Origin of the sequence: Exiguobacterium sp. s127 (assembly GCF_018618695.1) — a bacterium.
Lineage (GTDB): Bacteria > Bacillota > Bacilli > Exiguobacteriales > Exiguobacteriaceae > Exiguobacterium_A > Exiguobacterium_A oxidotolerans.
Genome location: NZ_JACSMO010000004.1, coordinates 240,093 through 262,586, shown reverse-complemented (window position 1 = coordinate 262,586; position 22,494 = coordinate 240,093). Strand labels below are relative to the sequence as shown.

General features: G+C 45.9%; 20 protein-coding genes. 12 read left to right on the top strand and 8 right to left on the bottom strand.

Translation table 11 applies throughout. The annotated features are described in order from the left end of the window. Positions 1-542: 542 nt before the first annotated feature. The 7 genes from KNP98_RS07920 to dnaA all read right to left on the bottom strand — a co-directional run bounded on the left by KNP98_RS07920 (position 543) and on the right by dnaA (position 10,528). On the bottom strand, positions 543-1,589 hold the full coding sequence (locus KNP98_RS07920; RefSeq protein ID WP_214811041.1) for an HD-GYP domain-containing protein: 1,047 nt from the start codon (positions 1,587-1,589) through the stop codon (positions 543-545). A gap of 102 nt (positions 1,590-1,691) precedes the next feature. Continuing rightward, positions 1,692-4,340 carry a DNA gyrase subunit A gene (gyrA, locus tag KNP98_RS07915; protein WP_214770327.1) on the bottom strand — a complete coding sequence of 883 codons (2,649 nt, stop codon included), beginning with the start codon at positions 4,338-4,340 and terminating at the stop codon, positions 1,692-1,694. Between the two features lie 27 nt (positions 4,341-4,367). Continuing rightward, positions 4,368-6,281 carry a DNA topoisomerase (ATP-hydrolyzing) subunit B gene (gene gyrB / locus KNP98_RS07910; RefSeq protein ID WP_214811046.1) on the bottom strand — a complete coding sequence of 638 codons (1,914 nt, stop codon included), beginning with the start codon at positions 6,279-6,281 and terminating at the stop codon, positions 4,368-4,370. Positions 6,282-6,291: 10 nt separating this feature from the next. Then, the gene (gene recF / locus KNP98_RS07905; protein WP_029332175.1) at positions 6,292-7,446 is read right to left on the bottom strand and encodes a DNA replication/repair protein RecF; all 1,155 of its coding nucleotides are present in this window, start codon (positions 7,444-7,446) and stop codon (positions 6,292-6,294) included. 1 nt (position 7,447) lies between these two features. Next, on the bottom strand, positions 7,448-7,669 hold the full coding sequence (gene yaaA, locus KNP98_RS07900) for a S4 domain-containing protein YaaA (protein ID WP_029332174.1): 222 nt from the start codon (positions 7,667-7,669) through the stop codon (positions 7,448-7,450). Between the two features lie 141 nt (positions 7,670-7,810). Continuing rightward, positions 7,811-8,944, bottom strand: a complete 1,134-nt coding sequence (gene dnaN, locus KNP98_RS07895; protein WP_029332173.1) for a DNA polymerase III subunit beta — start codon at positions 8,942-8,944, stop codon at positions 7,811-7,813. A gap of 186 nt (positions 8,945-9,130) precedes the next feature. Continuing rightward, positions 9,131-10,528, bottom strand: coding sequence for a chromosomal replication initiator protein DnaA (gene dnaA / locus KNP98_RS07890; protein ID WP_029332172.1), 1,398 nt, complete (start codon positions 10,526-10,528; stop codon positions 9,131-9,133). 730 nt (positions 10,529-11,258) lie between these two features. Between dnaA and rpmH the strand changes: the two genes are divergently transcribed. The 8 genes from rpmH to KNP98_RS07850 all read left to right on the top strand — a co-directional run bounded on the left by rpmH (position 11,259) and on the right by KNP98_RS07850 (position 18,738). Beyond that, entirely contained in the window at positions 11,259-11,393 is a 135-nt protein-coding gene (gene rpmH / locus KNP98_RS07885; RefSeq protein ID WP_012371910.1) for a 50S ribosomal protein L34, read from the top strand. A gap of 168 nt (positions 11,394-11,561) precedes the next feature. Next, positions 11,562-11,912, top strand: a complete 351-nt coding sequence (gene rnpA, locus KNP98_RS07880; RefSeq protein WP_029332171.1) for a ribonuclease P protein component — start codon at positions 11,562-11,564, stop codon at positions 11,910-11,912. A gap of 97 nt (positions 11,913-12,009) precedes the next feature. Continuing rightward, a complete protein-coding gene (gene yidC, locus KNP98_RS07875; protein WP_214766213.1) occupies positions 12,010-12,864 on the top strand; it encodes a membrane protein insertase YidC in 855 nt (284 codons plus the stop codon). 149 nt (positions 12,865-13,013) lie between these two features. Next, complete coding sequence (gene mnmE, locus KNP98_RS07870; RefSeq protein WP_088838305.1) at positions 13,014-14,396, top strand: tRNA uridine-5-carboxymethylaminomethyl(34) synthesis GTPase MnmE; 1,383 nt, start codon at positions 13,014-13,016, stop codon at positions 14,394-14,396. A 44-nt stretch (positions 14,397-14,440) separates the two neighbouring features. Further along, on the top strand, positions 14,441-16,327 hold the full coding sequence (gene mnmG / locus KNP98_RS07865; protein WP_088838304.1) for a tRNA uridine-5-carboxymethylaminomethyl(34) synthesis enzyme MnmG: 1,887 nt from the start codon (positions 14,441-14,443) through the stop codon (positions 16,325-16,327). Between the two features lie 4 nt (positions 16,328-16,331). Beyond that, positions 16,332-17,048 carry a 16S rRNA (guanine(527)-N(7))-methyltransferase RsmG gene (rsmG, locus tag KNP98_RS07860; RefSeq protein ID WP_088838303.1) on the top strand — a complete coding sequence of 239 codons (717 nt, stop codon included), beginning with the start codon at positions 16,332-16,334 and terminating at the stop codon, positions 17,046-17,048. A 48-nt stretch (positions 17,049-17,096) separates the two neighbouring features. After that, entirely contained in the window at positions 17,097-17,933 is an 837-nt protein-coding gene (noc, locus tag KNP98_RS07855) for a nucleoid occlusion protein (protein ID WP_088838302.1), read from the top strand. Between the two features lie 40 nt (positions 17,934-17,973). Beyond that, positions 17,974-18,738, top strand: a complete 765-nt coding sequence (locus KNP98_RS07850) for a ParB/RepB/Spo0J family partition protein (RefSeq protein WP_088838301.1) — start codon at positions 17,974-17,976, stop codon at positions 18,736-18,738. Positions 18,739-18,805: 67 nt separating this feature from the next. Here the strand turns inward: KNP98_RS07850 and yyaC are convergent, their stop codons facing one another. Beyond that, positions 18,806-19,423 (bottom strand): spore protease YyaC, encoded by a 618-nt coding sequence (yyaC, locus tag KNP98_RS07845; RefSeq protein WP_029332164.1) that lies wholly within the window; start codon positions 19,421-19,423, stop codon positions 18,806-18,808. Positions 19,424-19,609: 186 nt separating this feature from the next. Here yyaC and KNP98_RS07840 point away from each other — a divergent pair, with 186 nt between their 5' ends. From KNP98_RS07840 to rpsF, 4 genes are all read left to right on the top strand, one after another. Next, on the top strand, positions 19,610-20,542 hold the full coding sequence (locus tag KNP98_RS07840) for a mechanosensitive ion channel family protein (RefSeq protein WP_088838299.1): 933 nt from the start codon (positions 19,610-19,612) through the stop codon (positions 20,540-20,542). Beyond that, positions 20,514-20,702 carry a DUF951 domain-containing protein gene (locus tag KNP98_RS07835; RefSeq protein WP_012371900.1) on the top strand — a complete coding sequence of 63 codons (189 nt, stop codon included), beginning with the start codon at positions 20,514-20,516 and terminating at the stop codon, positions 20,700-20,702. The genes KNP98_RS07840 and KNP98_RS07835 overlap by 29 nt, the downstream gene beginning before the upstream one ends. Positions 20,703-20,981: 279 nt before the next feature. Continuing rightward, complete coding sequence (gene ychF / locus KNP98_RS07830; RefSeq protein ID WP_214766217.1) at positions 20,982-22,082, top strand: redox-regulated ATPase YchF; 1,101 nt, start codon at positions 20,982-20,984, stop codon at positions 22,080-22,082. Positions 22,083-22,205: 123 nt separating this feature from the next. After that, on the top strand, positions 22,206-22,493 hold the full coding sequence (rpsF, locus tag KNP98_RS07825) for a 30S ribosomal protein S6 (protein ID WP_012371898.1): 288 nt from the start codon (positions 22,206-22,208) through the stop codon (positions 22,491-22,493). Position 22,494: the final 1 nt, after the last annotated feature.

Sequence of the window (22,494 nt, the reverse complement as noted above, 5' to 3'; positions counted from 1 at the left end):
AAGTGTTTGACTTGCTCGTTTTTGTGACTAAAAGTCACGTTGACGAAGCTTGCGCTTCATTCATTGTTTGTATCCGAAGATACGTTTTTTGCCTCATCGTTCAGTTTTCAAAGTTCGTCCGCGCCTGTTTTGGCGACTCAATTAGAATACCAAGTCTGGAACGATAAGTCAACAACTTTTTAAAAGAAGTTTTTTCGTTCGTTTCAAGCGTGCGTCCTCTTTAGGACATGAAATAATATACCATGCGATTTATTATTGTGCAAGCATTTTTGATAATTAATTTTAATTTCATAAAAAATTGTTTTATAACTTTTGACTAGACTTTCATTTTTTGTTGGTATAAGTGGCTTTTGCCACGTCTTCCTGTTTTTGAGCCGTACCTTTCGACTTTTAGCATTCACCTTTTTTAGGACACCTGTCACATACGGCTCAAACAGAAAACTAACCTATTCCTAGCAGATCCACCTAAATGTTTCCCTCTTCATAAAAGTTGATCTACAGAATGATTAAACTACGCGTTTCTTCTATATAGTAAGTCTGCTTTAATCCATCAGCTGCATAATGTTCAACTGCCGGTCTTCCATTAAGTCTTTCACGACTTGCTGGTTCTGCTCATCATAGACGATGACAGGACGATCAAAGATGACATTCTTCCGCACGACAGTTGCAATTTTTCCGTTACTCATCAAAACACGATCTCCGATTCCAATCGGCAATAGAAGTTGTCCGAGTAATGTAACGTACTTCGAATCGTACTGCATCGGCCGCGCTTTTAGGTGAACGTATGCATCGTATGCCGTATAAGCCTCTCGGTATGGACGCCAGCTTGTCATTGCCGCAAAAACATCTGCTACGATGAAAAGACGTGTATGATCCATGATTTTATCACCCGTGGCTTTTAATGGGTAACCGGATCCGTCTAGACGTTCATGGTGTTGGACGATTAAACGTTTGACCGTATCTGAAATGACCGTATCGTTTTGTAAGGCTTGATAAGCCATCGCCGGATGTCGATGGAAAATCTCTTGTTGCATTGCTTCATATCGTTTTGTATGTCGCCACTCCATGATGCGTGCGAGTCCATAGTCTGCAAAGTAAGAGGCTGTCCATAAGTCTTGAATCATCTTTCGTTCTTTTCTGACTGCTTCCGCTAACAACTGAGCGAGTGCCCCTCGATAAATCGCATGGCGAACTGTGTATGCTTCCGTTCCCCGTTCAAGGAAGAACGGTAAAATATCTTCCCGACGAACTGTATCGGGCATCGAGTTTTTAACCCATTTCAAAGCTTCATATGTATTCGGGGTGAAACCTTGTTCCCATGAGGTGAAGACTTGATTATAGGAACCAACAAGTTCTTCGAATGGATTTTCGCTCACTTCTTGAAGACGAACCATCTCTTGTTGACTTTCTTCGACTAGACCTTCTGGTCGTTCCTCAATATCGATTTCCTTAATCAAAAACCGTTTCAGGCGTCTTAGTTCGTCTGTCCCTAGTTTTTTTCCAGCTTCGACAATCGGTATATCGGTATGTAAAAAGACTGACTCCTTTACCCGATCGCCGATGATGAGTCGCTTGCTTGCGATACGCATCTTACCTCGTCCCTTTCTCTCATCAGTTTTATTTGTAGAAAAACAGCAGAGTAGGGACATCTACCGTCCGACTCTGCTGTACCTCTTTATTCCATACTGATGTTATTCTTCTGTTTCTTCGATTACTGTTTCTGCTTCAACAACCGGAGAAATGTTTTCTTCATCCACGACAGTCGACAGCTCATCAACGATCGTTTCTTCGTTTTCTTCTTTTTTCAGTTTCGCGACGGTAGCGACACGGTCACCTTCTTCAATCCGGATGACTTTGACACCTTGTGTGTTACGTCCGACACGTGAAATATTTTGTGAATCGGTCCGGATGACGATTCCGCCTTCTGTCATGATCATGATGTCATCATCTACGTCAACGATTCGCAGGGCAGCAATTTGACCAATCCGGTCGTTCACTTTACTTGCAATCAATCCTTTACCACCACGCGTCTGGCTTCGGAATTCAGTCATTGGTGTCCGCTTCCCGAATCCTTTTTCCGTAATGACGAGGACATCTTGTTCTTCACGCGCAAGCTCCATGCCGATGACGATATCTTCTTCTGCTAGTTTCATCGCTTTGACACCACGCGCACCACGTCCCATTGAACGAACGTTTGTGATCGGGAAACGAATCGCCTTACCACGGTTTGAAACGGTAAAGACTTCATCGTCTGTCGATGCGAGACGGACAGATGTCAATTCGTCGTCTTCGAACAGACGAATCGCAATCAGACCGTTTTTATTAATCCGGGCATAAGCAGAGAGTGGCGAACGTTTAACGCGTCCTTTACGTGTCATGAAGATTAATGATTTTTGCTCATCCTGCATGACTTCTTCTGCATCAAGTACCTCTTCCGCTTCTTCTTCCGGTGTTACGTCGTCATCCGATTCGATTGTCGCTTCGATGATGGATTCTTCGACGACATTTTGCTCTTCCAGGTATCGTTTAAAGTTAACTGGAATCATCGTCTCGACCTTTTCACCGCGTTCAATCTGAATCAGGTTGATGATCGGCACACCTTTTGAAGTCCGGCTCATCTCAGGTACTTCATACCCACGGATGCGGTAGACTTTCCCGCGGTTTGTAAAGAACAGGATCGTATCATGCGTCGAACACGATAAGAGACGTGTTACATAATCCGCATCATTCGTACCGATTCCTTGGACACCACGACCACCACGACGTTGTGCACGATACGAATCCGTCGTGAGACGTTTAATGTATCCACTGCTCGTCAATGTGATGATGATATCTTTTTCAGGAATCAAATCTTCATCTTCGAATTCGATGTGGTCCATCCGAATTTCAGTCCGGCGTTTGTCGTTGAAGCGTTCTTTCACTTCTTCGAGTTCCGTCCGAATCAATTCAAGCAATTCTTCATCGCTTTCGAGAATTTTTTTGAGTTCCGTGATCAGCTGCATGATTTCATCATATTCAGCATCGATTTTCTCACGTTCGAGTCCTGTTAGACGTTGAAGACGCATATCAAGAATCGCTTGCGATTGTTTCTCAGACAAAGCAAACCGATCCATCAACTGTTCGCGTGCCGCATCAGCCGTTCGGTTCGCTCGGATGATTTTGATGACTTCATCCAAGTGATCGAGTGCGATGCGAAGACCCGCAAGAAGATGTTCCCGTGCTTCCGCCTTCTCAAGGTCGAACTGTGTCCGGCGACGGACGATTTCTTTTTGGTGCTCGAGGTAATGATAGAGCATCTCTTTGAGTGTCAGCGTTTTCGGACGACCACCCACGATCGCAAGCATGTTGACACCAAACGTCGTTTGCATCGATGTCTGTTTATATAAGTTATTTAAGATGACACTTGCGTTCGCATCACGACGAATTTCCATGACGATCCGCATACCACGACGATCGGATTCGTCACGTAAGTCCGTAATGCCTTCAATTTTCTTCTCACGGACGAGATCGGCGATTTTTTCTACGAGACGCGCCTTGTTGACTTGATATGGCAGTTCCGTCACGATGATCCGTTCGCGGTCTTTTTTAGCTTGTTCGATTTCTGCTTTCGCACGAACGATGATTGACCCACGTCCCGTTTCATAGGCACGGCGAATCCCGCTCCGACCTAAGATTTCACCGGCTGTCGGGAAATCAGGACCTGGAATGTGTTGCATCAACTCGGAAATCGTAATCTCCGGGTTATGCGTTAGCGCAAGTACGCCATCGATGACTTCACCTAATTGGTGCGGCGGAATGTTTGTTGCCATCCCGACCGCAATCCCGCTTGATCCATTGACGAGCAAGTTCGGAAAACGCGACGGTAAGACTTCTGGTTCGCGCTCTGATCCATCATAGTTATCTTTGAAATCAACGGTATTTTTATTGATATCGCGAACGATTTCCATCGCGATTTTTGACATACGGGCTTCCGTATATCGCATCGCAGCGGCAGAGTCGCCGTCGACAGAACCGAAGTTTCCGTGTCCATCCACGAGCTCATACCGGTAGCTGAAGTCCTGTGCCATCCGAACCATCGTGTCGTAAACAGCAGAATCACCGTGTGGGTGGTACTTACCGATAACTTCACCGACGATACGGGCAGATTTTTTATGTGGCTTATCTGCGCGGATACCGAGATCGTTCATCGCATAAAGAATACGACGATGTCCTGGCTTCAGACCGTCACGTACGTCAGGAAGTGCACGTGCGACGATGACGCTCATCGCGTAATCCATGAAGGATGTACGCATTTCTTGACTAATATTTATATCTTTAATGATTCCTTGTTGATCGGACATTCGTCTGGCCACCCTCTCTATTCAACGTTAAATATCCAAGTTCTTCACGTAATGCGCGTGCGACTGGATAAAGTCACGACGTGGTTCTACCTGATCTCCCATCAAGATATCGAATACTTCATCCGCTTCGATGGCATCTTGAAGTTCAACCCGAAGCATTTGACGACCACTCGGATCCATCGTCGTTTCCCAAAGTTGCTCTGGATCCATCTCACCGAGACCTTTGTAACGCTGAATGTCGTAACGCGCGTTTTCTGGAAGTGCGGCTAAGGCCTCGTTCAGCTCACGTTCGTTATGCACATACGTGATGTTTTTCCCTTGCTTGATTCCGTATAGCGGCGGTTGTGCGATATAGACATAACCATGCTCGACGAGCGGACGCATATACCGGTAGAAGAACGTCAACAGGAGTGTCCGGATGTGGGCACCATCGACGTCGGCATCGGTCATGATGATGACTTTATGATACCGTGCTTTTTCGATGTTGAATTCTGAACCGATACTCGTTCCGAGTGCGGTAATGATCGTCCGGATCTCGTTACTGCCGAGAATTTTATCGAGACGGGCTTTTTCAACGTTCAAAATTTTACCACGGATCGGTAAAATCGCTTGGAAGTGACGGTCACGACCTGATTTCGCAGAACCACCCGCTGAGTCACCCTCAACGATATAAATTTCTGAAATCGTTGCATCCCGCGATGAACAGTCGGCCAATTTACCAGGAAGTGAACTTACTTCAAGGACACCTTTACGACGTGTCAATTCACGCGCGCGTTTCGCTGCCATCCGGGCACGCGAGGCCATCATTCCTTTTTCGACGATTGCACGAGCATTCGACGGGTTTTCCATCATGAACTGTTCAAAGATGGAAGAGAATAACGTATCGGTCGCTGTTCGAGCATCCGAGTTACCGAGCTTCGTTTTCGTTTGTCCTTCGAATTGGGGGTTCGGGTGTTTGATCGAGACGATTGCCGTCATTCCTTCACGGACGTCTTCCCCAGACAACGTACCGTCTGCTTCTTTCATCAAACCGAACTTCTTCGCATAGTCATTGATGACACGCGTCAACGCCGTCTTAAAGCCCGTTTCATGCGTACCACCTTCATGCGTCGGAATGTTGTTCGTAAACGAATAGATGTTGGCTGCAAAGCCATCGTTGTATTGAAGCGCAACTTCGACTTCGATGCCATCCTTCGTTCCGTGGACGTAGACCGGTTCCGGGTGAACAACTTCTTTCGAGCGGTTCAAGTGTTCAACGTACGACTTGATTCCACCTTCGTAATAGAAGTGCCGCGTAATCGGTTCTTCTGCACGATCGTCCGTAATGACGATGTTCAGACCTTTATTCAAGAAAGCGAGTTCACGTAAACGTGTCGCAAGTAAATCGTAATCGTATTCGAGTGTTTCCTGGAAGATTTCACTGTCCGGGAAGAAACGAATCATTGTCCCTGTCTCTTCTGAAGTCCCGATGATTTCGAGATCTTGTGTTGGAACACCACGATGATACGATTGATAATAGAGCTTCTCGTTCCGCTTAACGAATACTTCAAGCTTCGTCGACAACGCATTGACGACCGAAGCCCCGACACCGTGAAGACCACCTGATACTTTGTAGCCTCCGCCACCAAACTTACCGCCGGCATGGAGGACCGTTAAAATGACTTCGACTGCAGGACGTCCCATTTTTTCTTGAATATCAATCGGAATCCCCCGACCGTTATCCTCAACTAGAATCGAGTTCCCTGGTTCAATCGTGACTTTAATCGTGTCACAGTATCCAGCCAGTGCTTCATCAATCGAGTTATCGACGATTTCCCAAACTAAATGGTGGAGCCCTTTCGACGCGGTTGATCCAATATACATACCTGGACGTTTTCGAACGGCTTCAAGACCTTCAAGTACCTGAATCTGATCGGCACCGTACCCTTGTTCCAATTCCATATCTTCATGATTACTCATCGGTTTTCTCACCTACTGTTTCTTTATAGGATGTCTCTTCCAAAATAACTGCTCCTTGTTTCACGTGGAACAACTTCGCTTGTCTAATCGTTTCATGTGCGATTCCCTCGACACTCGTCGTCGTCAGGATCGTCTGAACCTTTTGTTGCATCGTATCGAGTAAATGGGTTTGACGATGATCATCGAGTTCCGATAACACATCGTCTAGAAGAAGTAGCGGGTATTCCCCGACCTCCTCATGAATCAACTCAATCTCTGCTAGCTTCAACGAGAGCGCAGCCGTCCGTTGCTGTCCTTGTGAACCGTATGTCTGGACATTTCGTCCATTGACCTCCATTTCGAAGTCATCACGGTGTGGACCAAATAACGTCACGCCTCGTCTAATTTCATTTTCTTTTATTTTACCAAACTTCTGCGTATAAGAAGCAGTCATTCCTTCGACATCCAGCGAATCATCACTAAATGTATCGGATCGATAGCGTAGAACGAGTTCTTCCTGTCCACGACTGATTCCATCATGAATCGGTCGCGCCCACTTTTCGAGCTGGGCAATGAAATGATGACGGCGTTGAACGATTTTAACGGCAAGCGTAATCATCTGTTCCGTCAAAATGTCGAGGAACGTCTCGTCCCCCCCTTTAATTGACAACTGCTTTAACAACGCATTTCGTTGTTTCAACACTTTCAGGTATTGACTTAATTCATGCAGGTAGACCGGACTGACTTGACCAATCTCCATATCTAAAAAGCGACGCCGTACTTGTGGACTGCCTTTGACGATGTGCAAATCCTCTGGTGCGAACAACACGATATTGAGCGCCCCGATATAATCACTGAGGCGCCGCTGTTCGAGATGATTGAGCTTCGCCTTCTTCCCACGACTCGAAATCTGGATTTCCTGCGAATGGGGACCCATCCGCTTCATGACACGTCCTTCGACGCGCGCTGCTTCCGCATCCCACTGGATCAGTTCCTTATCGTGTGTCGTCCGGTGCGATTTCGCGAGCGCCAATACGTGGATCGCTTCGAGCAAGTTCGTCTTGCCTTGAGCATTTTCCCCGATTAAGACGTTCGTCTTTTCAGAAAAGAACAATTCCAGCGACTCATAGTTGCGATAATGACTGAGTCGTACCGAATCTAGTCGCACGTTAGTTCGCCTCGTTCTTGATGACGAATTGACCGTAATCTTCTACGTCAATAACATCTCCATCCCGCAACTTACGACCACGTCGCTGATCGACCTCACCGTTGACGAGAATAGGTACCTCCGCTAGAAATGGTTTTGCTTGTCCTCCGCTCGAGATAATATCAGACAGCTTCAAGAACTGACCTAATGTGACATATTCCGACGTGATTTTGATTTGATTCATGGATTGACTCCTCCTACCTACATATTATAAATGACATACTCTTTATTGTACTAAAAAACTCATGATTTAGCAAAATGAACGAACATATATACGGATTACAAAAAAAACCCAAGAAACCAAGTCGGTTTCTCGGGGAGGGAATCAAGCCGTACGGACAGGTAAAATCAATTGCAAGACGTTATCTTGGTCGACCGGATGGAGAATGAATGGTCGAATCGATCCCGTGAATTGAATTTCAATATCCGTCGCATCAAGTGCTTTTAAGGCATCCATCATGTATTTCGAGTTGAAAGAAATCTTCAGCTCTTCGCCTTCAAGCGACAAGATGCTCACTTGTTCCGAAACTTTCCCAACTTCTGGTGAGTGCGATGAAATTTCGACAGCTGTCGTACCTTCTGCTGCGAACTTGATGACGTTGTTGCGGTCTTCACGTGCAAGAAGTGATGCCCGGTCGATTGCCTGAAGCAATTCCTTTGCATTCATACGGACAGCCGTCCGGTACTCTTCCGGAATTAAACGCGACGTATCCGGATAGTTCCCGTCGAGTAAGCGAGAGAAGAATAGGACATGTTTCATTTTGAAGAGGATTTGCTGGTTCGTGATCGTGACATCGACATGACCATCACCTAACAGTTTCGATAATTCGTTTAAGCTCTTACCCGGCACGATGACATTTTGGAACGAAATCTCGTTCTCTGTCTCAAACTGTGCCCGGCGTAGTGCAAGGCGATGACTATCCGTCGATACGCATGTCAAAATGCCTTTATCTGCTGAGAAGTTAACCCCTGTCAAAACAGGACGTGTTTCTTGAACCGCGACGGCAAAACTCGTCTGACGGATCATTGAACGTAATAGATCTGCGGGTAAACGGAACTGTTGTCCCCCATCGACTTGTGGAAGACGCGGAAACTCGTCTGAATCAAGACCGTTCAGATGAAATTCAGCTGTCCCGGATTGAATCCGTGTCATGAAGTTTGGAGAGACTTCGATGATGACTTCGTCTGTTGGTAACTTTTTAACGATATCACCAAAGAAACGGGCATTGAGGACGACACTACCGGCGCGGTGGACGGTTACATAAGAAGTACCATTCTCTTCCGCATAGATTGTCCGTTCAATTGAAATCTCGGTATCGCTTCCTGTTAACGTCATTCCGTCACCATGCGCTTCAAGTTTGATTCCCGTTAAGATTGGAATCGTTGTTCTTGATGAGACAGCTTTCGCTACGTCCTGGATGGCTTGGATTAAAGTATCGCGTTGAATTGTAATATGCATATTGTCGTTAAGCTCCTCTCAAAATGGGCGTTACATCATCATAACATAATAATATATTTTTTTAATAATAGTATTAGGGGCTGTGGATAGTGTGGATAAGTCGGTGGATAACTTGGTATAGAGCCAAACTGCGTGTGGATAACTTGTGGATAACTAGCCTCTTTTATCCACAGCTTATCCACAGGTTCAGGAATGTTTCAATTCATGCTTAATTTGTTCGATGACTTTTCCTGTTTCTCCATCCGATTTAACGAGCATACTAATTTTCTCATGTGCATGGATGACTGTCGTGTGATCCCGTCCACCAAATTCCTCACCAATCTTCGGTAAAGAGCTTTCCGTCATCTCTCGCGAGAGGTACATCGCAATCTGGCGTGGAAAGGCAATCGATTTTGTTCGTTTTTTAGCCTTTAAGTCGTCAAACGGTAAGTTGAAGTGTTTACTGACGGACTCCTGGATGTCGCGGATCGTGACTTTTCGCGGCTCCGTGACCGGCATGATGTTATGCAGCGCTTCTGCTGCAACATTCGGATCAATCGTCCGTCCGACCAGGTTCGCATAAGCGATGACACGCGTCAGTGCCCCTTCGAGCTCGCGGATGTTCGTGTCGATTTGACTCGCGATATAGAGCATGACTTCATTAGAAACATCAAGTTGCTCGGCATTGGCTTTTTTTCGCAAAATCGCAATCCGTGTCTCAAGGTCAGGAGGTGTGATGTCTGTTATCAATCCCCACTCGAACCTAGAGCGAAGCCGATCTTCAAGTGTCGGAATTTCTTTTGGTGGTCGATCACTCGAGATGATGATTTGTTTTTGATCATTGTGCAGGGCATTGAATGTGTGGAAAAACTCCTCTTGCGTCTGCTCTTTTCCTGCGAGAAATTGAATGTCATCTATTAATAGAACATCGATATTCCGGTATTTGTTCCGAAACTCAACGGTTTTATTGTCCCGAATCGAGTTAATGAAGTCATTTGTAAAACGTTCCGAGGAGACATAGGCGATCCGCGTCCCAAGGTTTTGATCTTGGACGTACTGGCCAATCGCGTGCATCAAATGGGTTTTACCAAGTCCGACTCCTCCATAGATGAATAAAGGATTATAGGCTTTCGCAGGTGCTTCTGCTACAGCCAAGGAAGCGGCATGGGCAAAACGGTTACCTGATCCAATGACAAACGTATCGAACGTGTATTTTGTATTCAATTGACCGAGTTCACTCATGACCAGCTCATCGGTCGGTTTTCGTGACGATTGTGCACGATTTGATGTTTTAGACGGTGGTACCGTCTCAGACGCTTCCTCATTTTGACGATCGAGCATCTTCTTTGCTTGGCCTTCCTCGATAAATTGAATATCAAGTCGACTCCCTGTCACTTCTTCAACCGTATCTTCGAGTAACGATAAGTATTGACGTTCCAGCCAAGTAACGGTAAATGCAGCTGGTGCTGAGATGATCAGTGTCGTTCCATTCAGCGTGACGCCTTCAGTGGATTTTAACCACATGTCATAACTTGCCTTAGGTGTCCGTTCTTCTTCCTCGATCACAGACAATACATTATGCCAAAGTTCGGCAGCGTTTTTCATAAATACCCCCCTTTTTCTATCATGATATAAAAAACTATACACAGGTTTATGCACAGGACAAAGTTAATGAAGAAACTCGACTTATCCCCACAACATAAAAACTGTGGATAACGTTATCCACAGGCAAGTAAAACTGTGTATAAAGTTATCCACAGGGTGTGTATAACTTGAAAATTCAATTTGGTTCGTGTCGTTGTTATGCACAATTAGTGTATCAAATGAAATGAGCCCTGGCAATGCCTAGAGTGATTTATCCACAAGTAAATAAAGATATACACAGGTAGTTACCCACAGGCTGTGGATAGTGTGGATAAGGTGTGGATAACGTGTGTATAACTTTTTGAAAGAGGAAGCGTAAAAAAATAGTTATACACAAAATCAAAAATAGTTGGAGAATCGAGTCGAAAATCAAACCTTGACGTTGATTTTAAAAAATACTATTGTAGACAAAGTGAAGAGTTATCCACGGAAAGTGTGGATAGTGTGGATAAGTCTGTGGATAGTTTTAATTTGGGGAATTTCCTATTGTTCATGCAGATCGGATTCCTATCTTGTAATACGAACCCTCATCCAGATTTCTATCGTAACGAATCGTATAGAATCGAACGAGATAATTCTTACGAACTTTCATTGACAAGGTCCCTTTTGATTTATATAATGTACAAGACTGCCTTAAAGTAGAAAACGATGTTTTTTAATAGAGTAATTTTTAAAGGAGGTGCAGACTAAAATGAAACCAACTTTCAACCCAAACAACCGTAAGCGCAAAAAAGTTCACGGATTCCGTGCGCGCATGGCAACGAAGAGTGGCCGCCGGATCTTGGCTGCTCGCCGTCTTAAAGGCCGCAAAGCCTTGACTGTATAATCGAGCGATGATGAGATCACTTCTGGCGATGCCTGAGGTGATCTTTTTTTTGCTTTTTTTTAAGGGTGTTCGTGCTTTTGTCACAACCCCCTCTCGCGAAGCAGGATTATTCTATGATATGATGAAAGACGACGAATTTTCGTGATGTCAGGATGGAGTGTGATCAAGGTGAAGAAGGAATACCGCGTCAAGAAAGACAAGGAGTTCCAAGCGGTGTTTACTCGAGGAGCCTCTGTCGCCAATCGGCAATTTGTCGTATACGCACTAAAAAAAGACCAGCAAGCTCATTTTCGGATTGGTTTATCAGTGAGTAAGAAAATCGGAAATGCTGTCGTACGTAATCAGGTAAAACGGTACCTTCGTGAAGCATTTTTGTTACATGAAGCTTCGATTGCACCAGATTATGATCTTGTAATCATCGCCCGCAATCCAGCTGCGAAGATGACTGCGCAAGAAGTCGCAGATAGTTTGCGGCATGTATTAAAGCGTTCCGGCGTCTGGAAGCGGCAAGTTAAATAAATACGTAATATATTCTGTTTGATTTGTAACGGTCTTTCCTGATTCTATCTATAGAAGGAGTCTGACCGACAAAGGGTAAACATCATTAGGAGGAATTATGAACAAGAGAACTAAGATTTGGTTGACACTTGGACTGATGTCAGTACTCGCGGTTGTTCTATCGGGTTGTACACCTGGAACATACGGAACAGGTGAACCGATTACTGCTGACACAGAAGGTTTCTGGAAACATTATTTTGTTTGGCCGATGGCTTGGTTGATTGGAAAAATTGCAGAATACTTTAACGGGGATTACGGGATTGCAATCGTGATTACGACATTGATTGTTCGTCTTGTCATCTTACCGTTGATGATTAAACAGACGAAGAGTATGGGTGGTATGCAAGTCATCCAGCCAGAAATGATGAAACTGCGTGAGAAATACAGTTCAAAAGATCAGGAAACACAACAGAAATTGCAACAGGAAATGATGAAGCTTTATCAGGAGCATAACGTCAATCCACTTGCAGGTTGTTTACCGATCTTAATTCAAATGCCAATCCTGATTGCCTTCTATAACGCAATCATTTACACGCCGGATATTTTCAAGCATACGTTCCTTTGGTTCGATCTTGGAAAGCCAGATCCATATTTTATCTTACCGATTCTTTCAGCGGTCTTTACGTACCTGCAACAGAAACTCTCGATGGCAGGGCAAGAAGATAATCCGCAGATGAAAATCATGTTGTACGTCTTCCCGGTCATGATCTTCGTCATGGGTGTGACGTTACCCTCTGCCTTGTCACTTTACTGGGTCGTTGGTTATATCTTCTCGATCATCGTGACGATCGTGATCATGAAGCCGATGCGTGAGAAGATCAAATTACAGACTGAAGCAACGATTGCTTCAAAACGTGAAAAAGAAGCGGCCGAAGCAGCTCCTGCTCCGAAAAAGCCGAAAAAGAAACGTTAATCACAAATGAGGGCGATACTCCGTTTTTACAGAGTGTCGCTCTTTTTCTTTGAGTCATTTTCGTGTATAGTTGTCACGTTATACCCATTTATAACTAACTCATCAATTAATCATAGAAACGATAGAAGAAAACGAGGTGTGAATGACGAATGATGGAATTTGATACGATAGCCGCGATTTCGACACCGATGGGCGAAGGGGCGATTGCAATCGTCCGCTTATCAGGTCCGCAAGCAGTAGCAACGGCAAACCGAGTGTACCGAGGTGCGAATCAGTTAACGGAAGTACCAACCCACACGATTCATTACGGGAAATTAGTCGACCACGAGACGGAGCAGGTCGTCGATGAAGTAATGGTCAGTGTCATGCGGGCGCCGAAGACGTTTACGCGCGAAGATGTCGTCGAATTGAATTGCCATGGTGGAGTCGTCGCGGTCAATCGTGTACTCGAACTCATTCTGGCACAACCTGATGTTCGTCTAGCAGAACCAGGTGAATTCACGAAACGCGCCTTTTTGAACGGGCGCATCGACTTATCACAAGCTGAAGCCGTGATGGACTTAATCCGTGCGAAAACGGACCGGGCGATGACGGTTGCAATCGGTCAAATCGAAGGGCGGCTCTCGAAGCTTGTCCAAGAATTGCGCGAACAGCTGTTACAGACGATCGCTTCGATTGAAGTCAACATCGACTACCCGGAATACGATGCGGAAGAAATGACGCAACAAATCGTCCAAAAAGATGCTGGGGAAGTCCGCCGCATCCTGACGGAACTGCTCCGGACGGCGCGCCAAGGAAAAATTCTACGTGAAGGCCTGTCGACAGCAATCATCGGGCGACCGAACGTCGGGAAATCATCTTTGCTCAACACATTGGTGCAAGAAGCAAAAGCAATCGTCACGGATATCGCAGGGACGACCCGTGATACGATTGAGGAATATGTGAATGTCCGCGGTGTACCGCTCAAGTTGATCGATACGGCAGGGATTCGGGAAACGGAAGATATCGTCGAACGGATGGGTGTCGAAAAATCACGCCAGGCACTCAATTCGGCGGATTTGATTTTACTCGTCTTAAACGGGAATGACGAATTGACGCAAGAAGATATTTTGTTGTTTGAAGCGATTCGCGATATGAACGCGATCATCATCGTCAACAAGAGTGACCTTGCGCAACAAATCGACTTAACACGTGTTGAAGAACTGGCTGCAGGACGCCCGGTCGTCACGACATCCTTGCTTGAAGAAGCAGGCGTCAACGACCTCGAAGCAGCAATCGCAGCCCTCTTCTTCGAACAAGGTGTTGAAAGCCAAGACATGACGTACGTCTCGAATGCACGTCATATTCAATTGATTAAACAAGCGAGTCAGATGATTGAAGATGCGCTCGGGGCGGCAGAAGCAGCGATGCCGATCGACATGGTCCAAATCGATTTACGCCGGGCATGGGATACGCTTGGCGAAATCAATGGGGATACGGCGCAAGATAGTCTACTCGACAAACTTTTCTCCCAGTTTTGTTTAGGGAAATAATTGCACTGTCAGGTTGTTGATTCATAAAAGGAGGAACCGAAATTATGGCTTATCAAGCAGGTGAATTCGACGTCATCGTCGTCGGAGCCGGACATGCTGGAATCGAAGCGTCACTCGCATCAGCGCGAATGGGTTCGAAAACGGTGATGTTAACGATGAATCCCGACATGGTCGGATTCATGTACTGTAACCCGTCGATTGGTGGTCCCGCAAAAGGGATTGTCGTCCGGGAAATTGATGCATTAGGTGGCGAGATGGCACGGGCGATCGACGCGACTTATATCCAAATGAAAATGCTCAATACATCAAAAGGTCCGGCCGTCCGTGCACTCCGGGCGCAGGCAGATAAATTTGAGTATCAAAATCGAATGAAAAAAGCCCTTGAGGATGAACCGAACCTCTTGTTACGTCAAGCACTCGTCGAACGTCTATTGATTGAAGATGGACGCTGTGTCGGTGTCGTGACGAATACGGGAGCAGAGTACCGGGCGAATGCTGTCGTCATTACGACAGGAACGTTCATGCGTGGGAAAATCATCATCGGCGAACTCTCATACGAGAGTGGTCCGAACAATCAGATGCCGTCCGTCAACCTATCGAAGCATCTCGAGGAACTCGGGTTCGAGCTCGCGCGCTTCAAAACAGGGACACCACCCCGAATCGATGGAAAAACAATTGATTATTCAAAAACCGAAATCCAACCAGGGGATGCGGTCGCTTTACCGTTCAGCCATGAAACGACTCAGATGATCACGGAGCAGATTCCATGTTGGTTAACGTATACGACAGAGTACACACACCAATTGATTGACGCGAACTTACACCGTTCACCGATGTTCTCAGGCATGATTAAAGGAACAGGCCCACGCTACTGTCCTTCAATCGAGGACAAAGTCGTCCGGTTCAATGATAAACCGCGTCACCAAATCTTCCTCGAGCCGGAAGGTCGCGATACGGAAGAAGTCTATGTCCAAGGGTTATCAACAAGCTTACCGGAAGATGTCCAACATGATATCTTACGTTCGATTCCCGGTCTTGAAAAATCAGAAATGATGCGTCCCGGTTATGCAATCGAATACGATGCGGTCATTCCGACACAACTGTGGCCGACACTTGAAACGAAACGGGTCGAAGGGTTATTCACAGCAGGACAAATTAACGGTACGAGCGGCTACGAAGAAGCTGCCGGACAAGGCATCATGGCTGGAATCAATGCGTCGCTTAAAGTTCAAGGCAAAGAGCCATTGATTTTGTCGCGTTCGCAAGGGTATATCGGTGTCATGATTGATGATCTCGTCACAAAAGGGACGAACGAACCGTATCGCCTCTTGACGTCACGTGCTGAATACCGTCTCTTACTCCGTCATGACAATGCCGATCTTCGCTTATCTGAAATCGGGCATGAACTCGGTCTGATCAATGACACGCGTCATGCGAAACTCGAACTGAAAAAAGACGAAATCAGTCGCGAAATGAAACGTCTTGAAAAAGTCGTCATCAAAGCGACACCAGACGTCAACGAAAAACTGACAGCAATCGGTGTCTCACCGTTGAAAGAAGCGTTGCACGCAATTACGTTATTGAAACGTCCGGAAATCACGTACGCAATGATTGCAGACATGACAGAGCCACCTGTCGCATTGTCAGCGGAAGCGGCCGAGCAAGTCGAAATCCAAGTCAAGTACGCAGGTTATATCGACAAACAACTCGACCAAGTCGAACGTATGATGCGGATGGAACAAAAACGAATTCCGGATCGACTCGATTACGATGTCATCAATGGTCTCGCGATTGAAGCAAAACAGAAACTAAACCAAGTGCGTCCGCTCTCGATTGGACAAGCATCACGGATTTCTGGGGTTAACCCGTCAGATATCTCGATTTTGCTAATTTATATCGAGCAAGGCCAATACGCATTGACTGCGGAGTGATAACATGAACGAACAGCAATTCGTAACGGCTTTAGCCGAGCAAGGTCTCGACGTCTCAGAACAACAATTACACCAGTTCAAACGCTACTATGAACTGCTCGTCGAATGGAATGAAAAAATGAACCTGACGGCGATCACGGATAAAGAAGATGTTTACTTGAAACACTTTTATGATTCGATCACAGCGGCTTTCTACTTTGATTTCACAGAAGTCGAAACCGTTTGTGATGTCGGAGCCGGTGCCGGTTTCCCGAGCCTCCCGATTAAAATCATGTTCCCGCACTTAAAAGTCACGATCATCGATTCACTGAATAAACGAATCGGCTTCTTGAACATGCTCGCGACAGAACTTGAACTTGAAGGTGTCGCGTTCCATCATGGTCGGGCCGAAGAGTTCGGTAAAAACAAACAGTTCCGGGAACATTTTGATGTCGTGACGGCACGCGCCGTCGCCCGCATGTCAGTCCTTGCAGAATACTGTTTGCCACTCGCGAAAGTCGGCGGACAATTTGTTGCCTTGAAGGCAGCGAAGTTAGGGCAAGAGTTAGAAGAAGGCGCAACGGCACTCAAAGTACTTGGTGGTAATTTACGGGAAAGTTTCCAGTTCCAATTGCCAGGTGAGGAAAGTGAGCGTAATATCGTTATTGTAGATAAAAAACGATTAACACCCGGGAAATATCCGCGTAAGGCGGGAACACCGGCTAAAGATCCACTGAGTTAAACACCGTTTCACGTGAAACGATGACTGATAAAGGTGAGGTGCGCGAACGTGAAAAATGCAATTGCTAAACTGCTTGGTAAAGGGGGACAGCCTGTCCCGCTTGAGCTTGATCCCCGAGACACGCTTCAGGAGCTAAAGCTGACAGAGCTTGTTGCCAATCAATTCCAACCCCGAACGATTTTTGATGGGGAGCGGATTGAAGAATTGGCGATGACGATTGAAGAACATGGGTTACTACAGCCAATCGTAGTACGAAAACAGGGGCTAGGTTATGAAATCATCGCAGGTGAGCGTCGTTTTCGAGCGGTTCAATCACTTGGGTGGGAAACGATTCCCGCAATTATCAAGGAAATGACCGATGAAACGACAGCTGCACTCGCATTGATTGAGAATCTACAACGGGAAGAACTGACTCCAATCGAAGAAGCAGAAGCATATGAACGATTGCTTGCGATGCAACACATTACGCAAGAAGTCTTAGCACGTAAACTAGGACGCAGTCAGTCGACGATTGCGAACAAGTTACGTCTGTTGCGTTTGCCAGCTGAAATTCGCGAGGCATTGAAGCAACGGACAATCACGGAACGTCACGCGCGCGCCTTGTTGCCTTTAAAGGATGCAGATCTTCAAATCTCAGTCTTAGCGGAAATCATGGAACGCGAATGGAATGTCAAAGAAACGGAACAGCGTGTCGAGCGTCTACTGACACCGAAAAAGCCGAAGAAGCGACATAAAAGTTTTGCACGGGATACACGGATTGCGTTGAATACACTACGTGATTCAGTCGACATGATTGAGCGGACAGGATTGACCGTCGAAAAAGAAGAAGTAGATTGTGAAGAATATGTCGAGGTGCGAATTCGCATCGTGAAGGCACGTCCGTAAACTGCGGTCGTGCCTTCCGCTACGTTTAGGAGAGATTTATGTGAATGAGATACCCCTGCGGGCGATTCGACCGAATCCAGGTCAGCCGCGCAAACAGTTTAATGAAAAAGCATTACAAGAATTAGCACATTCTTTACGGCAGCACGGGATGATTCAACCGATCGTCGTTCGACCACGTGATGGATTTTACGAAATCGTCGCCGGGGAACGCCGGTATCAGGCAGCAAAACAAGTCGGATTCGTTCATGTACCCGTCTTAATCATCGAGGCCAATGATACGCGGATGATGGAGCTTGCCTTGATTGAAAACATTCAGCGCGCTGATTTAAGTGCGATTGAAGAAGCGATGGCGTATGCCGAAATGTTGGAAGAGTTTGAAGTGACGCAAGCAGAACTTGCGAGCCGTGTCGGAAAAAGCCGTTCGCACATCACGAACAGTCTACGCTTGTTGCAGTTACCGCCACTCGTCCAACAAGCAGTCATGGAAGAACGTTTATCGATGGGGCATGCACGTGCCTTGCTCGCTTTAAAAAACCCGCAAAAAATCGAGCGGATGGCGGAACGCGTCATCACGGAGAATTGGAATGTCCGTCGTCTTGAGCAAGAGCTCCGCGAACGTAAGCAAAAGCGGCATGTTTCTGAACAGACGACTGAACTTCATTTTATTGAAGACGCGTTACGGGAGCGGATCGGGGCCAGTGTTCGAATCAAGATGACGAAGCAGGCAGGGAAACTAGAAATCGATTTTATGGACGAAGAGGATTTAAATCGGATACTTGAGATTTTGTTGCCGGAAGAAGAATGACAAAAAAATAAGGACAAGCGAGTCGTAAGGATTCGCTTGTCCTTATTTTAATTGTAGTGTGTGCTGTTTAGATCGAACGGGGCGTAAAGGAAATCGTCGTTCGTTTTGTTTCCGCTGCCAGTTTCGCATCGAGTAAGGCGAAGCTGTCGGCAACAAGTTCAGCTAATTCATAGACGAGATGGAGTCGGGTATTTTGCAAAATCATCATTTCCATGAATCCACTGACGTTGACGACGGCTTTGATGTTGAAGTCGCCAACAGCAGGCAATTCTTTTTGGACACCGGCTCCGGGTGCGAGAGGACCTTCCGAGAAAAAGACATGACCGACGCTCGATAAGCGTCCGAGACAAGCATCGATGGCGATGACGAGTGGTTTGTAATGGGTCGTTTGAATCGAGTGAAGTGTTTCAGCTAAATTTAAGGCATGAACCGGTTTGGCTAATGTGCCATACACATGCATATGAGCGGGACGGGATTTTTCGAGGAATGTACCGACGAGTGGACCGAGGGAATCCCCCGTCGAACGATCGGAACCGATACAAACGAGAACGACAGGACGTGTTTCTTTCGTCGCAGCGACTTGCTCGTGTAATTGTTCAGCTAATCGTTCTTTCGCAAACGGCTCTGTATGCTCTAAAAAGAAAGAATAGGGCTTTGGCTCATGTGAATGAAAGCGGAAGTTCATCTCTAGATCATCCTTTCTTCTCTAGGTGTCTACGTCATGGTGTATTGGCGAGAGTGAAGGTGTTCTGTAATGATTTTCCTTTCCCGGTTTTTCAAGAAAACTAACGTCGAAATCGGTTCTTTAAGTTGAAACTGATTTAAAATCACGTATACTGTCGTAATAGAGAGAAATGAAAGGATGAAGAGAATGGCTACCAATCAAGATGTGAAAGAATCAGTCGCCCAGGTCGATAAGTTGATTGCGCAAGTGACGGACACAGAAATGTGGATTCGGTTTGGACTCAAGGTGACAATTGCGTTAATCATCATTGCCGGATTTTATATCCTGACACGGATCATGACGGGAGCAGTCGCCCGTTTGTTTACGATTCGAAAAATCAACGAGCATGATTATTTAGCGCAACGACAAAACGAGACGTTACTCAAATTGTTACAAAATGCGATTCGCTACGTCCTCGGAATTGTCATGTTACTGACCGTGCTCAGTCAATTCGGAATCAACATCACAGGGCTCGTCGCCAGTGCAGGGATTGCCGGTCTCGCCATTTCGTTTGGTGCGAAAAACCTGGTTCAAGATATCATCACAGGTGCCTTCATCATCTTCGAACGACAGTTCAAAGTCGGTGATTATGTCCGCGTCGGCGTGATTGAAGGGATTGTCATCGAGCTTGGTATTCGGACGACGAAGCTGAAAGGTCTGACGGGCGAGATTCATATCGTTCCGAACGGGCAAATCCTGCAAGTGACGAACTTCTCGGTCGATAACAGTTTTGCCTTAGTCGATGTCCAAGTTCCGTATGAAGAGGATCTCGACCGGGTCGAGACGATTCTGAACGACATCTCGGAAGCGACGACGAAGAAATATGCCGATATGTTCGTTGAACCGATTCAAATACTCGGTGTCCAAATGCTTGATTCTTCTGGCGTTGCGTACCGCATGATGGCAGAAGTACCACCGATGCAACATTTTCAAGCGGGACGTTTGATGCGTAAAGAATTCAAACAAGGTCTCGAAGCGGAAGGAATCCAGATTCCGTACCCGCATATGGTCATGATGAACACTACAGATCAAGGGAATGGTGAACAAATCAATGATGCCAAAAACGTACAATCTCCATGATTATGTCGAAATGAAGAAACAACATCCATGCGGAACGAACCGGTGGCAAATCATTCGTGTCGGCATGGACATCCGCATCAAATGTCAAGGGTGTGGGGCAAGCATCTTAATGCCACGGCGCGATTTTGATAAGCGGTTAAAAAAAGTCTTACCAGAATGAGTTTTATCAAATACGACCGAAGCGCTTAATAGGTGCCTCGGTCTTTTTTAATTACAAAGCAGAACGCTAATGGTGGAAAAAAGGTTAAGGAGAAGTCTAAGTTTTGATTAAGCGGCTAGGTGAATTAGCAAACTCTTTAAAAAAGAATTCCCATCTCCTTGCTTAAAAAAATTGAACTATCTATAATTGTGAAAGATGTGCTGACGTGGTGTAATCAATCTACCCACTGCGGCCGCTAGCACGGATTTCCTAGGAAATACCGAAAAGGAGGAATTCCAAGTGGGATTAACAGCAGGAATCGTTGGCTTACCAAACGTAGGAAAATCAACACTTTTTAACGCAATTACTCAAGCAGGTGTCGAGGCGGCGAACTATCCGTTCGCAACAATCGATCCGAACGTAGGTGTCGTCGAAGTACCCGATGCACGTCTTCGTAAATTGACAGAACTCGTCAACCCGAAGAAGACCATCCCGACAGCATTCGAATTCACGGATATCGCCGGAATCGTTAAAGGCGCGTCAAAGGGTGAAGGATTAGGAAATAAATTCTTAGCAAACATTCGTGAAGTCGATGCGATTTGTCAGGTCGTCCGTTGCTTCATCGACGAAAACATCACACACGTCTCAGGTAAAGTATCACCCATCGATGATATCGAAACAATCAACCTCGAGTTGATTTTGGCCGATCTCGAATTGGTTGAAAAACGGATCCAACGTGTCCAAAAACAAGTTAAGTCACGTGATAAAAACGCAGCAGGCGAACTCGAAGCACTTGAAATCGTCCTCGCATTGCTCGAAGACGAAAAACCAGCACGTCTTGCAGAATTAAACGAAGATCAAGCGGCAATCGTGAAACACTTCCAATTGTTGACGATGAAACCGATGCTTTATGTCGCAAACGTCGGTGAAGATGAAGTCGCGGATGCAGATAGTAACGAAAACGTTCGTCTCGTGCGTGAGTTTGCAGCAAAAGAAGGCGCGGAAGTCATCATCATCTGTGCCCGGATTGAAGAAGAAATCGCTGAACTCGAACCGGAAGAACGTCAAGAGTTCCTCGTTGACCTCGGAATCGAAGAGTCAGGTCTCGATCAATTGATCCATGCAGCCTATAACACGCTCGGTCTCGCGACATACTTCACAGCGGGCGAAAAAGAAGTTCGTGCCTGGACGTTCAAAAAAGGGATGAAAGCACCACAATGTGCCGGTGTCATCCACTCTGACTTCGAACGCGGATTCATCCGTGCTGAAGTTGTCGCATACGATGACTTAGCAGCAGCTGGAAACATGGCGACAGTCAAAGAACAAGGACGTTACCGTTCTGAAGGTAAAGAATATGTCTTCCAAGATGGCGATGTTGTCACATTCCGCTTCAACGTTTAAGCAGAGCGAACGAATCGTTATTGCATAAACCAAAATACTTTGATAGTATTAACAAATGTGAGTAATGAATTATTGCTCCTTGCTCGATGAATCGAGCCGCCAGTCCAAGAGGAGGTGACAGATATGCGTAAATACGAAGTACTTTACATCATCCGTCCGGAAGTTGATGAGGAAGCACGAAAAGCTCTAGTTGAGCGTTTCAACAAAGTCCTCACTGACAACGGTGGTACAGTTGAAAAAACAACTGAAATGGGTAAACGTCGTTTCGCTTACGAAATCAATGATATGCGTGAAGGATTCTATGTTCTTCTTAACGTGACTGCTGAACCAGCAGCTACTAAAGAACTTGACCGTCTCATGAAGATCAGTGACGATATCGTTCGCTTAATGATCACAAAAGACGAGAAATAAG

Coding starts and splice junctions, on each gene's coding strand:
- KNP98_RS07920 (WP_214811041.1), bottom strand. CDS start 1,589: ATGCGTATCGCAAGCAAGCGACTCATCATCGGCGATCGGGTAAAGGAG.
- gyrA (WP_214770327.1), bottom strand. CDS start 4,340: ATGTCCGATCAACAAGGAATCATTAAAGATATAAATATTAGTCAAGAA.
- gyrB (WP_214811046.1), bottom strand. CDS start 6,281: ATGGAATTGGAACAAGGGTACGGTGCCGATCAGATTCAGGTACTTGAA.
- yaaA (WP_029332174.1), bottom strand. CDS start 7,669: ATGAATCAAATCAAAATCACGTCGGAATATGTCACATTAGGTCAGTTC.
- dnaN (WP_029332173.1), bottom strand. CDS start 8,944: ATGCATATTACAATTCAACGCGATACTTTAATCCAAGCCATCCAGGAC.
- dnaA (WP_029332172.1), bottom strand. CDS start 10,528: ATGAAAAACGCTGCCGAACTTTGGCATAATGTATTGTCTGTGATCGAG.
- rpmH (WP_012371910.1), top strand. CDS start 11,259: ATGAAACCAACTTTCAACCCAAACAACCGTAAGCGCAAAAAAGTTCAC.
- yidC (WP_214766213.1), top strand. CDS start 12,010: ATGAACAAGAGAACTAAGATTTGGTTGACACTTGGACTGATGTCAGTA.
- mnmE (WP_088838305.1), top strand. CDS start 13,014: ATGATGGAATTTGATACGATAGCCGCGATTTCGACACCGATGGGCGAA.
- mnmG (WP_088838304.1), top strand. CDS start 14,441: ATGGCTTATCAAGCAGGTGAATTCGACGTCATCGTCGTCGGAGCCGGA.
- rsmG (WP_088838303.1), top strand. CDS start 16,332: ATGAACGAACAGCAATTCGTAACGGCTTTAGCCGAGCAAGGTCTCGAC.
- yyaC (WP_029332164.1), bottom strand. CDS start 19,423: ATGAACTTCCGCTTTCATTCACATGAGCCAAAGCCCTATTCTTTCTTT.
- KNP98_RS07840 (WP_088838299.1), top strand. CDS start 19,610: ATGGCTACCAATCAAGATGTGAAAGAATCAGTCGCCCAGGTCGATAAG.
- KNP98_RS07835 (WP_012371900.1), top strand. CDS start 20,514: ATGATGCCAAAAACGTACAATCTCCATGATTATGTCGAAATGAAGAAA.
- rpsF (WP_012371898.1), top strand. CDS start 22,206: ATGCGTAAATACGAAGTACTTTACATCATCCGTCCGGAAGTTGATGAG.